Genomic DNA, 14,382 nt, shown 5'->3' with positions numbered 1-14,382 from the left:
CTACCACTGTCCCGGGGAGGGCGAGCTGTCCAGCGTGACATGGCGGGAGAACCCTGAACCCGTGCGCAAGCTAATCGCGCAATACCGGGCGATGGACGATACGGCGGCGCCCGACAGCGATCCCGCTGCGCAGCGCCGCGCGGGCAAGCCAGCCGAGAGCCGCTTCTACGCGTCGTTCAGGGGTGCGCAACGGCTCAAGTCTCGGCTGGTCCTGCGACTCGCCCGCCGATTTCTGCCGCTGCGCGGTGTCGGGAAAGTTTCATACCTGCAAAGCCTCGACGTGGTGCGGGCCTGTGCCCGACGTCTCGGGGACCAGTTGGTCGTTGAAGGTGTCCTCGGCGATCGCGACGATGCATTTTATCTCACCGCAGAAGAACTGTCTGCCAGCCTGCCACCCGACGTCAAAACCATTGTGGCTCAGCGCCGAAAGCTTCGAGACGAGTACCTTCAGGGCGCGGTCCCGTCGTCGTGGAAGGGTCAGCCGCGACCGGTCGTGCGAACCGGCGGAGAGGCCGAGGATGTGACCAGCCTGGCCGGTGTGGGCGCATCCGGAGGCGTCGTCGAAGGTCGCGCGGTGGTGGTCGACGAACCCGCGGACGCCGAGATCAACGACGGTGACATCTTGATCGCGCGCACCACCGATCCGTCCTGGGTGTCGCTGATGTTCCTCGCCAGTGGGCTCGTCGTCGATATCGGCGGCATGATGAGCCACGCCGCGGTGGTCGCGCGCGAGCTGGGCATCCCATGCGTCATGAACACCGCCCGCGGCACGTCCACTCTGCAGACCGGCGACCTGATCCGCATTGATGGTGCCGCTGGAACCGTTGAAATCCTGCAACGAATAGGAGTTACCAGCTCATGACCGCTGTCGAAATCACCAAGGCGTGGGGGCCACTGGCCGAACCCATCCACGGCGACGCCGCCGGACCCACCGATCCGGTCTGGAAAGACAACGCCTACCTGTCCTTCTGGGACACCCATAACCAGGTGTTCGGCACATTCCATGTCTCCACATCACCCAATGGAACGGGTGCCCGGCGGGCCCGGTGCAGCGTCTCCGTGCGGGGCAGGGTTCTGGAAATCATCGAAGATCTGCCACCGGGCAGCTTTGAGAGCGCGTCGATCAAATTCGGGCTCGACGGCCGGATCGCAGTGCGCCATGGGCGGTTAGAGGCCGATTTGGTCAATGTTCCGCTGTTCGTCGCGGCCGACTATGCGGTGAATGGGGTTGTTCCCGAGTTGGTGCCCGGCAAGCCGCTGCAGCACTTCCAGCAGGCCTGCGAGATCAACGGCACCCTGGTGCTCGATGGCATGGAGTCACCGGTGCGGGCGCAGGGAATGCGCGACCGCACCTGGGGTTTCCGTGACGAGTCCGCGCAGTGGATCGAGTATGCGGGTTTGGTGGCCGTCATCGGTGACACGTTCGTCACCGTCATGAAGTTTTTGGGAGCAGACGGCTCGTTGCGGTCGGATGGGTTCCTTATCGACGCGAATAGATCGGTTACGATCGTGGATGTCGCATTCGGGCGCGATGCTGCCGGGCAATTCCGGTTGGCCCGTCTGCGAGACGCAGAGGGTCGCAGCCGGCTGGTCACGGTGTCGTCAAGGCTGGCCGGATTCTTTGTGCCAATGGGCGCAGACTCCGAGGGGCCGTCTTTTGGAACCTATGACGACTTCATGTCACTCGACAGCGAAAACAGTTCCGGTGCCGGATTTTTCGAGCAAGGCGTCCTGCACCGAGTGTTCTGATCGAGTGTTCTACGGATAGCCATCGAGCACCCGCGCCGACCAGGACGACCGGCAACGGGGCCGAGGACGGGTCAGCGGTGCCCGGTGATCCACCCGACGGCGCCGGTTGGTGCGGGCAGATCCAGCAGGGAGGCCAAGACCTGTGAGGCCGGATTGTTGAACGGCATTGGCGCGTCCGGGGGCAGCAGGCCCAGCTCGATCATCTGCTTGCCGACGCGCAGCAGCAGGATCGCGCCCCGCAGCGCAGCCCACGCTTCGAACCAGTCGATGTCGTGCATTGTGCGGCCGGTGAGCTGCTCGAAACGTGTTACGGCGGCACTACGGTCGGGAAAGCCCTCCAGGCGCGGCAGCCCGATCCCGGCCGAATAGACACGGTCGAAGAACAAGAAGTAGCCCAGGTCGACTTCGGGGCGGCCGAGGGTGGCCATTTCCCAGTCGAAGACACCGGTGACCTTCTGGTCGGGGCCGAACATGAGGTTTCCGAATCGGGCGTCGCCCCATGAGACGACCAACGGGTTGTCCTGTGTCGGTCGGGAGGCCACCAGCAGCTCGAAGGCCTTGTCGATGGTCGGGCTGAGTGTGTCGCCGGCGGCCCAGCTGTAGAAGCGTTGCCAGTACTGCAGTTCTTGCTCGATGACCGTGTCGCCCAGGTCGGCGTGCAGTAGCTCGGTCAGGCCGAGCGTCACCGGATCCGCCCGCTGGATGTCCGCGATAACCTTCAGAGCCTCGTCGAACATTGTCGCGCGCTGTTCGGCGGTCAGGTCGACCACCCAGCCCGCGGTCACAAAGGGCGGATCATCGCCAGGCACTTCGCCATACGCCCGCTCCAGCAATGCGAATGGTGAACCGAGAACGTCGCCGGTGGTCTCGTGGGCCACGACCCGGGGAATCGGGGCATCGGTATGCGCCGACAGCAGTGACATCACTCTGAGTTCGCGGCCCAGATCGTAGGTCTTGAACAATCCGCCGTCCTGAGGGGGGATGCGAACGACTAAACCCTCTTCGACCAGCTCACCGTGCTGCTGCCAGCTGGCCTCGAATAAGATTGTTTCACTAGACATTCCACTCGCCGAGGGAATCATCACGTTCGACACCTTGACCGGCCCGGAGGCGTCGAACACGGTCGGCAGCCAGGCGGCAAGGTGTTCACCGACGCCATCCGCGTCCAGTTTGTTCTTCAGCGCCACGATCACCCTCGATCTGATGTTGGTCCAACACAATTTAACCGCGATTAGAACATACTTCGAAAGTCAACCATGGGCTTCAGTCGCGGGCGGCATTCAGACCGCGTACAGGGTGCCTCGCCACATGGCCACCAGAACGTCGACCGCGCTCTCCTCGTCGCGAAGGCTCGACTCGACACCGAGCCCCGCGATGTGCAGCACTCTTTCGGTGCCCCAGAACAGGGTTGCCGCAAGCATTCTGCTCGGTATCGGCGAGGTGATCATCCCGGCGGCCCGTTCGCGTTCGATCTCCGCCGCCCCGGCGGAGATGAATCGTTCGGCTATCGCCAGCCACAGATCGCGCAGTTCGGGCTCGGCATGCCAGTGATGGTTGGTCGCTTGGAATACCGGTCGGTGTCGATGCCAGGCCCGTGTCACGGCCCGAATGCTGCGTTCCAGGGCAACCGTTGGCGAGTCCTCGGGGGATCGGGCAAGAAACGGCTGCACTGTCTGGAAGATGTCTTCCATCGCGCGCTCGAGTAAACCACTGACGACGGAGAACTTGGAGGCGAAGTAGAAGTAGAAGGTCGCCCTCGATACTTTCGCTTCTGTGAGAATCTGCGCCACGCTGATGTCTGTCAACGATTGGCGTGCGAGTAGGCGCGTGGTGGCGGCCAGGATGTTCTCGGCTGCTGAGGCGCTGTCGGTGTCTGCGACTCTTCGTCGACCGAGCGTTCGCCTCGTCGTTTCGGTCATCGCCGCCACCTTACTCCCGATTTGCCCACCTCAGCGGTGTCGTACGACGATTTTAAGCTGATTTCAAACCTGGTATACACGCTGTATGGACATTGTGTTAATGTGAGCCAGTCCACACCTGCGGGAAGCTGTCAGCGCCGTCACTGGCGCCCAGGGGGTGTCTCTCGCTGTTGCACAGAATGCCGATGGATAGGCGGAAAGGTCAGATTCGAATGAGTTCGATGATCAGCGTCAGCGCGTGGCCGCTGGTAGGTCACGAGGGATGGCCACCCAATATCGTTCCGAGCCCGGGCGACTTCGAATGCAGCGCCCCGGCGCAACTCGCCTTCTTCTTCATCGCCGGGGCCGCGGTCGTCATCTTCGCGCTCCCATGGGCCATCCGCGCGGCGATGCGAAGTCGGAATTACAGCCCACTGCTGGTGATCGGAAGCGGCCTGCTGTGCAGTCTGTGTGAGCCCATGCTCGACCTGCTGGGGCATCTGCACTGGGCAAAGAACTTGGTGCCGGCGTTCACCAACTTCGGAATCACAGTACCGGCCCTGATTCCGCTCTGCTACGTCGCCTTCCTCGGCCTCGAGTCCTACTTTTGCTACTTCGTGATCCGCAATGGGGCACACGCCCGGCACTTTGTCATGATGCTCGGATTGGGCATCGTCACCGATGCGTTGATGGAGACGATCGGCATCAACCTCGGCGTCTACACCTACTACGGCGTGCAGCCGTACAAGTTTCTGAACTTCCCTTATTGGTGGGGGTTCATCAACGGTGCGTCGTTTGTCACCGTCGGCGCGATCTTGGCGTATGCGGTACCCCGATTGAAGGGCGCTCGGAAGCTCTGGCTGCTGCTGGCGGCGCCGAGCGGCATGATGTTCAACTACTTCGGTGTCGGGTGGGTGCACATTCTGGCCAGCAACTCGACACTGCCTGTCGCGGTCCGCTGGGTGGCTACGACCATCATGATGGCGATGATGGTCGGCTGGATGTTCGTGCTTCACCATCTCGTCGGTCGGCCGAACGACCTGCCCGCGCCGCACTGGACACTGTGGCGGATCTTCGCCTACGGCAAGGTCACGCCCAGCCGGACGATGCGCCAAGCCATGTGGCAGAAGATGTGCGAGGAAGGCGGTGTGCGAGCCGGAGATGGGATTGCCACCGACCCGGAAGATCCGACTCAGGCGCTGCTCGTCGGACCGACCGTGGTGTTCCCGAACGGTGCGAGCCGGGATCCTCGGCGCGACAGAGCCGCCGTCTGACAGTCGTCGTGGGTCGCTCAGGTCAATCCTGGGCGACCCACGACTGATCCGTCGGCACGCCTGACGCGACCCGGCTTCCTAAGCCGGCGATCGGGGGAATGCCGCGATGATGCAGGGGTGTGCAGCGAACGATGGCCGCCTGCGGTGCGGTGTTCGTGCTCCTACTGTTTCCAGCGACCATTATGGTCGGTCTACTGCCACCGATTCTCCGACGCAGACCGCTGTCGAGGTGGCGCGCTTCTGGTCCACAACTATCGGCCTGAAGCGGTTCGGCCTGAATGTGACACACAGATCACCCGGGCGCTCAACGACTTAGGCCTGCTGTCATTCGTGATGACTGGCCTGCCGCGCCAATCCGATGTCTTGCCATTGGGATTGGCGATTTCGGTGCGACGCATGAGGTTCGGCCGCGGTGGCTGGGCTGCCTCAATGTCTCGTGTGTATTCTCTTCGCCGCCTGGGGTAGTTGTGCTGTTCAAAACGGGATTTTCGCGCGGAGGGTATCTGGGTTTTCGTGCTCGGCGACATGACGGGTGTTGCGCTAATCCCCACAACCTTCATGTACTCCCGGGGCAGGGTCCCCACGATTCGCGTGTGATCACACCGATCTCAACGGTTTTCAGGGCCGCCAACACCTTTCGTTCAGTGACGAGTTCACTACTCGTGGTGCTCGCCGTGCAGAAGGTACTAGGTGGACGTCGTGTCGGCGCGTGGCAACCGATTACGGTGGCACGTTGGTGCGGTGCGGGTTTCGTCGCTTTCGACGCCAATCTCATGGATTACGCTCTGCATCAACGGATTCGGGTCGAGTTTTAGATGGGTGCTGCTGATTGTCCTACCGGTTTCGGTAGCTTTTGACGTTTTCGTCAAGGCCAAGACCGCCGAAGCCGGCAAGGTGTTGCGTAGATTTAACCCAAATTATAATCTGGCGTCTGTGTCTCATCCCGTAACCGCTGAAAGCCGGTTACTCACTGGCAGTAACCCCTTCAATGTCGAACCCGAAATGGACCTGTTGCATACAGCGCCGGCTGATGCACCGGGCTGGAGCGAGACCATGTTCTTCCATGCATGGTCTCCCCGGGAGAAGGTCGGTGCATTCGTTCATACCGGCAGGTGGCCGAGCGACCTCGATCTGTGGTGGGCTCAGGTAATCGCGTTGCTGCCCAATGGTGAGTTGCTGGTCGATCGGTCGTGGGGGCGAGCAACAGACGATCGGGGTCCGGCGACGGGAAACCTGAAAGTCACGTGCACTACTCCGTTGCGCAGCTGGCGCTTGACCTTTGACGGGGCTGGGGCTATCTGTGACCTCGGCGCAATGGCGGCAGGCCCGGTGGGCGCCGGACCGGCGCGCCGGTGGTCTTTCGACCTGGAACTAGAAGCCGCCGCCCCGGTGTGGGACTTGCACGGAGCGCTGGGGATCGACCGCCTAAGCTGGGCCTCCTTCCACCACAACCAGGGGTTCCGAACGAAGGGCTCGCTGATAGCGGGCGCGCAGCGCTGGGACATCGACGGCGTCGCAATTCGCGACCATTCCAGCGGGCCACGGGACGTCGGGCAGTTGGGTGGGCTGCACTTCTTCTTGGTGGTGTTCCCCCAGAGTGGTCGCGTGGTCAACGGCCTGGTGAACTGGCGTCAGGACGGCACGGTCGACCATCGCACCTTCTGCACTCAGCAGGCGGGTGTCTGTGAGGTGGGGACCGATGTCCGAGTTACCGGTTTGCATTCGGTCGCGACCCACGAACCACGTTCGATGGACATCACCCTGCAGCGGGCGGACCAATCCTCCGAGGTTTTGAAAGCCACGTGGCTGCATGGCTATTCGTTGACGTATTTGCAGCCCAACGAGAACATCAATGGAGTCGACATCGTTACCCAGCCCGACCCTCTCGTCGTCACGCAGAGCACAGTTCGTGTAGTGGCGCCTGACGGCGAAGTCGGTTACGGCGTCGTCGAGCGTGACTACCGACCGTCTGCGCTTCCCTCAACCGAGGAGCGGTGAGGGTGTCGCTGAATCAGTCGGAATCCGCCCTAGACCTGTCCGAGGAAGAACTGGCCGAAAGTCCGGTTCATCATCCGGGAGCCAAGCGGCGATGGACCACCGCCAACGTCGATGAAGGCCTGCCGGGAACGATCACCCCGCTGACCTGGTCCATGTACTTCCCGCCCACCGAATCCACCATGCGCGGCTGCTGGGTGGATCTCGGTGTGCTGCCGGAATCGCAGCGCCCAATCCCAGACGACGTCGACGATCGCTTCCTCTCCGTGGCCTACGGCCATGCCATCGCCAACGTGGATCTGTTAGGCCAGATGGCGGCGGGTGTGCCGGGAGGCTCAGCGGCAACCATGGAAGCCCAGTTGTTCGGATCGATCGACCGCGATGGCGAGCCCGAGCCCACTGGATTACGCAAAATGCGCCGCTATCCGTTCGTCGCGGCGAAATTTCCCCGCGCACTGCGTCGCGCGATGCGCGCGCTTGAACCGTGCGCGCAGAATACAGCCCGCTGGTGGCGGGCCACCGTCTTTGAACCCGAGGCGCTGGTGGGCAATTCGGCTGTGCTGGCACTGGCCGAGGCACGCCGGCGGTTCGAGGAAATCCTGGTCACGCACATGGTGCTCTCCATGGCGTGTCAAGGCCTAATGGGCCGCGTTGAGGCATTGGCCGCCAAGTCCGGGCTCGACGGCGTGCAGCATGAACTCATCAAGAGCGATGAGGGAACTGCCGAGTTCGACTTGGTCCGCGATCTGTGGAGCCTGTCGGCCGACACGATCACGGTCCAGGATTTCCTGCATCGACAGGGCTTCCACGGCCCCCGCGAGGGGCTGGTGGAATCGACGGTGTGGCGGGAGAATCCCCAGCCCGTCGCGGACCTGGCCGCCGCCTACCGGTCCCGTCGCGGCGGTGAAGACATTGACGCCCTGGTGTTGCGACGGCGGAGCGAGCATGTGGCCGCAGTCCGCCGGCTGGAGCAGGCGCTCGGCCCGATCCGGTCGATCCCGGCACGCGCACTCATCCGATTCGCGGCGCATGCGCCGACGTGGCGCGAAACCGGGCGGGCCAGCATGTTGCAAGCCATCGACGTCGCGCGCGCGGCATCACGCGTCGTCGGTCGGGATCTTGCCGAGGCGAGTGTGCTCGACCATCCCGCGCACGTGATGTTCCTGACGATCGACGAGATCGTGCGTGGTGATCGTGGCGACTGGCCTGATCTCGTCCGTCAACGTCGATCCGACCACGCAACGTTCGACCAGATCGTTCTTCCGCACGTATGGCGCGGCGTGCCCGAGATTGCCGCCGTCCTTGCCGCGGCCACCGGGCCGGCACCCGAGCACCAGCCCGACGTCGTAGATGGTCTAGGGGTGAGCGCCGGTACCGCCGAAGGAATCGTGCGCGTGGTTCGCGATCTCGATGACGCCGACATCGACGAGGGCTCCATCCTGGTGTGCCGCGCGACCGATCCCAGCTGGGCATCGCTGTTCGCGCTCGCCGAAGCGGTGGTCACCGATGTCGGCAGCGCGATGAGCCACGCCGCCATCGTCTGCCGGGAATTGGGGCTGCCCTGCGTCGCCGGCACCCGCACCGGCACCACAACGCTGCGTGACGGGATGCGGGTCCGGGTTGACGGCACGACTGGGCGCGTGGAAATCTTGCACGACGTATCGTCTGTCGACACACAGCCGACTAGCTAGAGCGGCGTCTTTCGCTGAATTTGGCCTTGCCCAGACGAAAGTCGCGCGTCACCCCAGAATCTACTGTGGCTGCACTTGGACAGCGCCGTCCCGTCAGCGATCGGGACGGCGCCTCACATCAACGCGCTACCGGGAAGGGGTCGTTCTGACCGCTCGAATAGGGGTCGGTGTCTGTTGTCTTCCGTGAGCTCATCAACCCTCTCAACGCGCCCGCTATGCGCTCACCTTTTTTCTGAAGGTGGAAGTCCTTGAGCATGGTTCGCGCAGCGTTCTGGCCGGGCATGCCGCTGATACCGGCGACCGGGTGGGTGCCGGATCCGGTCAGGTAGAGACCGTCGATCGGTGTCTTGTACCCGGCGAATCCGGCGACCGGCTTGTTGGGGCCGAAGCGACTGATGGTCGGATCCACGTGGTAGACCGAGCCGTCGATCGCCCAGAACCGCTCTTCGATGTCTGGCAACACCAAGGGACGCACGGCCACCTGCAGGTCTTCGACGCCTTTGTAGTACTCGTCGGCGTCTTTGATGATGCTGTCGGTGATCTTCTTGCGGGCCACGTCCCAGCCATCCTCGGGATAAGACGGGGTGAGGCCGGTCCAGAACCACCAGAGGTCCTTACCGGGAGGCGACATCGACGGATCAAAAGAGTTCGTCACCTGGGCCAGGCCCGGGATAGCCTCCGGCACCTTGCCCCGCACGCAGGCGCGGGCGGCCTCGACGGCTTGTTCGTACGTGTGGTAGCAGTTGCACGCCTGCCGCATATCGATACCGTCGCCGCGCCACTTTTCATGCTTGGACATGTCGATGCGTCCGGACAGCGCGACGTTGACTTTTGCGTCGGCGATACCGCGTTTGCGGGTCGGGATGTGGTCGGCGGCGTTCTGCTTCTTCGGTTCAAGAACGCCACGCGGGAGCAACCGCGTAAGCGTCGTCTTCGGACTGCATGCGGTGAGAACGGCACGCCGAGCACGGATTTCAACCCCGCCCCTGACACGTACCCCCGTGCAGCGGTTGTTGGTGATGATCAGCTCTTCGACGGGGGAGCTGGTGATCACGTCACCATGATTGTCCTTGATCACGCTGATCAGCGCTTTCGGCAGCGATCCGGTGCCGCCGTGGAACATGGCCACGCCGTACTTGCTCAGCACCCCCAGGTAGATCAGCGACCAGCCAGACATATCAGCGTCGAAAGGCATGAACGGGAGACTGGCCAGCATCGGTGCACGGATCATGTCGTGCTCGAAGCTCTCCTCGACCGCCTCCATTTGAGAGCTCGACATCCACCGACCGAGCGCTGCGAGCTGTTTCCGGTTCTTCAGCACCGCGCGTGCCGATTTCAAGATGTTCTTGATCTCCGGCTCACGGACGTTGGTCTGCATCATGGGTAGCCCGATTTCGACGGCCGCGTCGATTACCTCGTAGAGCTCGAGCAGCGCGCGGGCGTCCTTCTTCGAGAAGTACTCCAGTTCTGCGGCGGTCTTGCGGGGGTCGCGCCACAATCCCAGCGACGCGCCGTCAGCCGAGAGTTGAAAGTGTGCGGGGTCGATAACCGTCTGCCGCAGCCCGTAATAACGCGACAGCCCAAGGTCGCGGTCGATCGTTGTGGTGCGGAACAACGACGCCTGAATCGAGGCCTCGTTGATCGTGTACTCAGGCGCTTCTGGGGCGAAGGAATTCGTCGATGTCATACCGCCGGCGGTCGGCGACGCCTCGACGACGAGAACGTCCAGCCCGGCCTTCGCGAGATACGCCGCAGCGACCAACCCGTTGTGCCCCGATCCCACAACCACAATGTCCGCTTCGCGCGGCGGGATAGCGTCCTTCATCACCAGTCCTTCGATCGTCCGAGAGCGAGTCACGCTCAGCGCTCTGAATCTAGCCAATATTAAATAGTGCTATCGCGGGCCCACGGTTGCGGCCGAAGTAGGTTGGCGCCCTGGCGAATCCCGCTCAAGTGCGTGCCTGCCCGAACACTCGAACAAGGATCGTCGGCAACGTGGCCATCGCCACGATTCTGCACACCATACACACTGTATGCTCAATGCGATCCAGAGCACAACCCGCTTTCGAAGCCCACTTGGGGGCGCACTGGCCGCAGGGTCGAGACGTGACCGCGAATGCCGTGCGCCATCGGCCCCCAAGACGGGACCCGGGCCCACGGTCGCATCGTCCGACCCGAGCCGCGAAGCATCATGACAGCAAATTCACCCCCAGAATCTTGCGCAAGGCTTTTTACTTGAATATAGATTCAATAAGCGAGAATCAACTCACGTCGCCGAAGCCGGGAGAGCTGCCACCATGGTCAACCCAACGTCAACCGTCGATGCGCAACGCCGACGCACGGGCATCATTGATTCTATTGATCAGGCAACGCCCGCCTGGCTCACCGGCACCCTGCAGGCCGCCGGCGTGCTGCACCAGGGCGAGGTCATGGAAGTGACCAGCGACCTCATGAACGTCGGTCAGCTGGGACTGGTCGCACGTTTGAATCTGGCCTACGACAGCGCGGAACCGGATGCACCTTCCTCCGTCATGCTGAAGCTGCCATCAACCGATGCCGGGAGTCGAGGCCTCGGCATGACCCTTGGCTTCTACGAAGCCGAAGTGGGGTTCTACCAACAGATAGCGCCCACCGTCGGCGTCCGAGTTCCGCTGGTCTACCAAGCTGACGTCGAGCCCGAGGCCGGGCGCTTCACGCTGTTGCTGGAAGATCTCAGCTCGATCGCTGCACCCGGAGACATGATCGCCGGCGGCACCGTGGAGCAAGCCGCGCAGGCGCTGGACGGGCTGACGACGCTGCATGCGCCGAGGTGGTCTGACCCGAGCCTGGCCGCACTGACGTGGTTGGCCAACCCGCAGCGCCTGCAGAACTTCTTCGCCGGCGTCGAGCCGATGCTGCCAAGCTTTCTCGAGCGCTTCGGCGACCGCCTCAACTCTCGCGATGTGGCTCTCGCCGAGCAGGTGGCACCCCACGCCAACTCATGGGCTGAGCGAACGAATCAGGGGCGCAAGACGGTTCTTCACGGTGACTACCGCATGGACAATGTGTTCTTCCCGACGGTGCCCGACCAGCCGGCCGCCGTGATCGATTGGCAGGCCGCCCAGCTCGGTCCGCCGCTGATAGATGTGGCCGTCTACCTGGGCGGTTGTCTTTCGCTGGAGGATCGGCGAGGGCACGAGCGTGATCTGCTACAGCGATACCAGGACGGGCTGGTGAGTGGCGGTGTCACAGACTTCTCCTTCGACGACGCATGGGCGAGCTATCGCTGGTGTGCCTTCTACGGCTTCATGCTCTCGATACCAATGGCCGTCCAACTCGAGCGATCCGACCGGGGCGACGCGCTGTTCGCCGGCATGTTCGCCGCATACGCCGACCAAGTTCGCGACCTCGACTCGAAGGAGCTGCTGAAATGAGCCGCCGACCTGTGACCACGGCGCTGGCATTCTCGTGTGATCGCTACACGCCCCCTGCGGTTTTCGGGCAGGCGGCCGGTGCCGCTTTGGACAGCGGCGCCGTCGACGAACTGCTCGTCTGGGATCAGATGACCAATTTTTGGCCGCGACAGCTGTGGCGCCCCGGCCATACCCCCATGGCGTCGGTCGTGCCCGACCTGGACTCATACTGCGACGCGTTCGCAATGAGCGCCTACCTCGCGGCGAAGGCTCCCGGCCTTGGCATGACGATCAGCACCGACGCCATCAGGCGCGGGCCTGCGGAGCTGACCCAAACCATGATGACTCTGGCCAACCTCACTGGTGGTCGCGCGAAGATCATGATCGGAGCGGGCGAGGCCAAACAGATAACACCTTTTGGGTGGCGTAGGTCAGAGGGTCTAGAACGTCTCGAAGATCAGTTCAAGGCCTTCGACGCGTTCTGGAATACCGACGGACCCGTCAACTTGGCAGGCAATCACTGGACTTTCAAAAACGCCTGGTTGGGTGAAGCGCGTGGTCACCGACCTACCGTCTGGGCGTTGGGGGGAGGCCCAAAGCTTCTCGACCTCGCCACCACCTACGCCGACGGATTTTCTGCCATCGTGCCCTGCGTCGCTCCGAACGTGGATTCGTGGGCTCAAACGGTTACCACGCTGAAGACCGACTTGGAGCGAAAAGGACGTGACCCGGAAGCCTTCGAATTCGGAATCTGGTTCATGTCATTGATCCACGAAGATGAGCAACTCCTCGAACAGGCACTAGACAATCCGTTGATGCGCTGGATGGCAGGAGTCTTCGGTCGTGTCGACCAAAGCGCATGGGACGCAGAGGGAATGGAACCGCCGTTGCCGAGGGACTGGCATTACGCCATCAAACTGCTCCCGGTTCAATGGACCGACGCCGAGATCGACGGTGTGCTCAGCCGCACAACACATGAGATCGCTCAGAAATCGTTCGTATATGGCACCCCGGCCTCCGTCGCGGATCAGGTGGCGCAATACGTGGAGGCTGGGGCCACCTGGGTCAGTGTCTGCGACATCCTGCCCCTCATCCTCGACCCCGCGGACGCACAACTCGGACAGCACAGGAACCTCGAAGTCTGTGCCCGTTTGAAGAAACACGGATGACGCGGAGGATGAGCAAGCAGTATTCCTACGAGGACGAGGGCAGCCACGAGCCCGCCAGCGACGACCCCGACTGGCAGGAAAGTGTGTTCGTGCACTGGTATGACCGCCACGCCGGGATCGGCGGAGTCAGCCGGATCGGCCACGAACCGAACCGACCGGACGGTGGCCGGTCGGCGCTGCACTGTTTCGTGGCGACCACCGAGGGCATCCGCTTTCGTCGCAACGATTTTCAACTTCCCTTCGAGCCGGCCGCATCACCACGTGGATTTCGCTCCGGCGGCTCGGAGTGGCATGTCGACGCGGCAGCACCCAGGCTGGTGATCAATGAACCCGGCGTGCACGTCGACTTGCGCATGGACAACTTCTATCCGTTGACGGACTTCTTCCCACCCCAGGGGAGCATGACTGAGGATTTCGCCAAGGACCACTACGAGACGTCGGGACGTATCCGCGGTAGCGCCCGCATCGATGGCCGGAGTTTCGACGTTGACGGGATGTACCATCGCGACCACTCGTGGGGTTTACGCAAGACGATGACCCTGAAGAGCCACCGGTGGATCTCTGGAACCTTTGGCCCGGACCTGTCTTTCGGTTCAATCATCTGGCATGCCGCCGACGAGTCGATGGTCAGGGTCGGCTACCTCGTCCGCGACGGAGAGGTCAACTACGCGGCTGACGTTGACGCCGTGACGTTTCTTGAGCCCGATGGATTGACGCACCGGGGCGGTGAAGTCCGCTGGTGGATGCCCGACGGAGATGTCTTCGAGCTTCGGGCCGAACCCGTCGACGCCGTCGTGGCCCATCTGCACAACGCCTACTACGTCGACTCCATCTGCGACGTCCGATTGCCCGGCGCCGACCGTTGGGGGATCTGCGATTTCGAAATCAGCAACAACGCTCGATTAGGAACCGCGCCCGTCGGCACTTCAATCAACGCTGCGCTCACTAGCGGCCTGACGAAAAGGCAATGACCATGAGCGCCTTCGATCGAAAGTCGCCGCGGTTGCCCGCCCGGACCGAGGTGACGACTAGCACGGACGCGAACGCTACGACTGAGGTGATGCCCTCTGCTACAGCAGGTTTCGCCTCCGAGAAATATGTGTTGGCGTTGCGAAACATTCAGCAGCACGCTGCGCGGGGGATTGTCAGGTGACGCGGGTAAGCGACATGCTCAAGACGCTGGACACGGAGGATCCGCGTCCGGGGGTGCGGTG

General features: G+C 62.8%; 12 protein-coding genes. 9 read left to right on the top strand and 3 right to left on the bottom strand.

All coding sequences use genetic code 11. The features are described from left to right. Nucleotides 1-862: PEP-utilizing enzyme (locus HMPREF0591_RS20275; protein ID WP_007170489.1), on the top strand; the 862-nt coding region annotated here is incomplete at its 5' end. After that, a complete protein-coding gene (locus tag HMPREF0591_RS20270; protein ID WP_007170488.1) occupies nt 859-1,749 on the top strand; it encodes a hypothetical protein in 891 nt (296 codons plus the stop codon). The genes HMPREF0591_RS20275 and HMPREF0591_RS20270, both read left to right, overlap by 4 nt. Before the next feature lie 71 nt (nt 1,750-1,820). Here the strand turns inward: HMPREF0591_RS20270 and HMPREF0591_RS20265 are convergent, their stop codons facing one another. Both HMPREF0591_RS20265 and HMPREF0591_RS20260 read right to left on the bottom strand, forming a co-directional pair. Beyond that, nucleotides 1,821-2,936, bottom strand: coding sequence for a phosphotransferase family protein (locus tag HMPREF0591_RS20265; RefSeq protein WP_040623536.1), 1,116 nt, complete (start codon nt 2,934-2,936; stop codon nt 1,821-1,823). A gap of 93 nt (nt 2,937-3,029) precedes the next feature. Beyond that, nucleotides 3,030-3,668, bottom strand: a complete 639-nt coding sequence (locus HMPREF0591_RS20260; protein ID WP_007170486.1) for a TetR/AcrR family transcriptional regulator — start codon at nt 3,666-3,668, stop codon at nt 3,030-3,032. Nucleotides 3,669-3,889: 221 nt separating this feature from the next. On the opposite strand from HMPREF0591_RS20260, the gene HMPREF0591_RS20255 reads away from it, so the two are divergent. The 4 genes from HMPREF0591_RS20255 to HMPREF0591_RS20245 all read left to right on the top strand — a co-directional run bounded on the left by HMPREF0591_RS20255 (nt 3,890) and on the right by HMPREF0591_RS20245 (nt 8,607). Continuing rightward, nucleotides 3,890-4,921, top strand: coding sequence for a hypothetical protein (locus HMPREF0591_RS20255; RefSeq protein WP_425270227.1), 1,032 nt, complete (start codon nt 3,890-3,892; stop codon nt 4,919-4,921). 593 nt (nt 4,922-5,514) lie between these two features. Next, the gene (locus HMPREF0591_RS32440; RefSeq protein WP_007170484.1) at nt 5,515-5,736 is read left to right on the top strand and encodes a hypothetical protein; all 222 of its coding nucleotides are present in this window, start codon (nt 5,515-5,517) and stop codon (nt 5,734-5,736) included. A gap of 4 nt (nt 5,737-5,740) precedes the next feature. Next, nucleotides 5,741-6,919 carry a hypothetical protein gene (locus HMPREF0591_RS20250; protein WP_007170483.1) on the top strand — a complete coding sequence of 393 codons (1,179 nt, stop codon included), beginning with the start codon at nt 5,741-5,743 and terminating at the stop codon, nt 6,917-6,919. Nucleotides 6,920-6,921: 2 nt separating this feature from the next. Beyond that, complete coding sequence (locus tag HMPREF0591_RS20245; RefSeq protein ID WP_040623444.1) at nt 6,922-8,607, top strand: PEP-utilizing enzyme; 1,686 nt, start codon at nt 6,922-6,924, stop codon at nt 8,605-8,607. Nucleotides 8,608-8,725: 118 nt separating this feature from the next. Here the strand turns inward: HMPREF0591_RS20245 and HMPREF0591_RS20240 are convergent, their stop codons facing one another. Then, on the bottom strand, nt 8,726-10,432 hold the full coding sequence (locus tag HMPREF0591_RS20240) for a phytoene desaturase family protein (RefSeq protein ID WP_007170481.1): 1,707 nt from the start codon (nt 10,430-10,432) through the stop codon (nt 8,726-8,728). Nucleotides 10,433-10,904: 472 nt separating this feature from the next. Here HMPREF0591_RS20240 and HMPREF0591_RS20235 point away from each other — a divergent pair, with 472 nt between their 5' ends. Genes HMPREF0591_RS20235 through HMPREF0591_RS20225 form a run of 3 tightly spaced genes read left to right on the top strand, consistent with a single transcriptional unit; the run spans nt 10,905 to nt 14,139 of the window. Next, nucleotides 10,905-12,020, top strand: coding sequence for a phosphotransferase family protein (locus HMPREF0591_RS20235; RefSeq protein ID WP_007170480.1), 1,116 nt, complete (start codon nt 10,905-10,907; stop codon nt 12,018-12,020). An 11-nt stretch (nt 12,021-12,031) separates the two neighbouring features. After that, a complete protein-coding gene (locus HMPREF0591_RS20230; protein ID WP_040623443.1) occupies nt 12,032-13,168 on the top strand; it encodes an LLM class flavin-dependent oxidoreductase in 1,137 nt (378 codons plus the stop codon). A gap of 8 nt (nt 13,169-13,176) precedes the next feature. Beyond that, nucleotides 13,177-14,139 (top strand): DUF7065 domain-containing protein, encoded by a 963-nt coding sequence (locus tag HMPREF0591_RS20225; RefSeq protein WP_040623442.1) that lies wholly within the window; start codon nt 13,177-13,179, stop codon nt 14,137-14,139. Nucleotides 14,140-14,382 lie beyond the last annotated feature (243 nt).

The sequence above is a fragment of the Mycobacterium parascrofulaceum ATCC BAA-614 genome, assembly GCF_000164135.1.
In the GTDB taxonomy this organism is placed as follows: Bacteria; Actinomycetota; Actinomycetes; order Mycobacteriales; family Mycobacteriaceae; genus Mycobacterium; species Mycobacterium parascrofulaceum.
This window is presented reverse-complemented; position numbering and strand designations above follow the sequence as displayed.

What these genes read in the sequence shown, in the direction of transcription:
- HMPREF0591_RS20270 (WP_007170488.1), top strand. Translation starts at nt 859, where the DNA reads ATGACCGCTGTCGAAATCACCAAGGCGTGGGGGCCACTGGCCGAACCC.
- HMPREF0591_RS20260 (WP_007170486.1), bottom strand. Translation starts at nt 3,668, where the DNA reads ATGACCGAAACGACGAGGCGAACGCTCGGTCGACGAAGAGTCGCAGAC.
- HMPREF0591_RS20255 (WP_425270227.1), top strand. Translation starts at nt 3,890, where the DNA reads ATGATCAGCGTCAGCGCGTGGCCGCTGGTAGGTCACGAGGGATGGCCA.
- HMPREF0591_RS20240 (WP_007170481.1), bottom strand. Translation starts at nt 10,432, where the DNA reads ATGAAGGACGCTATCCCGCCGCGCGAAGCGGACATTGTGGTTGTGGGA.
- HMPREF0591_RS20235 (WP_007170480.1), top strand. Translation starts at nt 10,905, where the DNA reads ATGGTCAACCCAACGTCAACCGTCGATGCGCAACGCCGACGCACGGGC.
- HMPREF0591_RS20225 (WP_040623442.1), top strand. Translation starts at nt 13,177, where the DNA reads ATGAGCAAGCAGTATTCCTACGAGGACGAGGGCAGCCACGAGCCCGCC.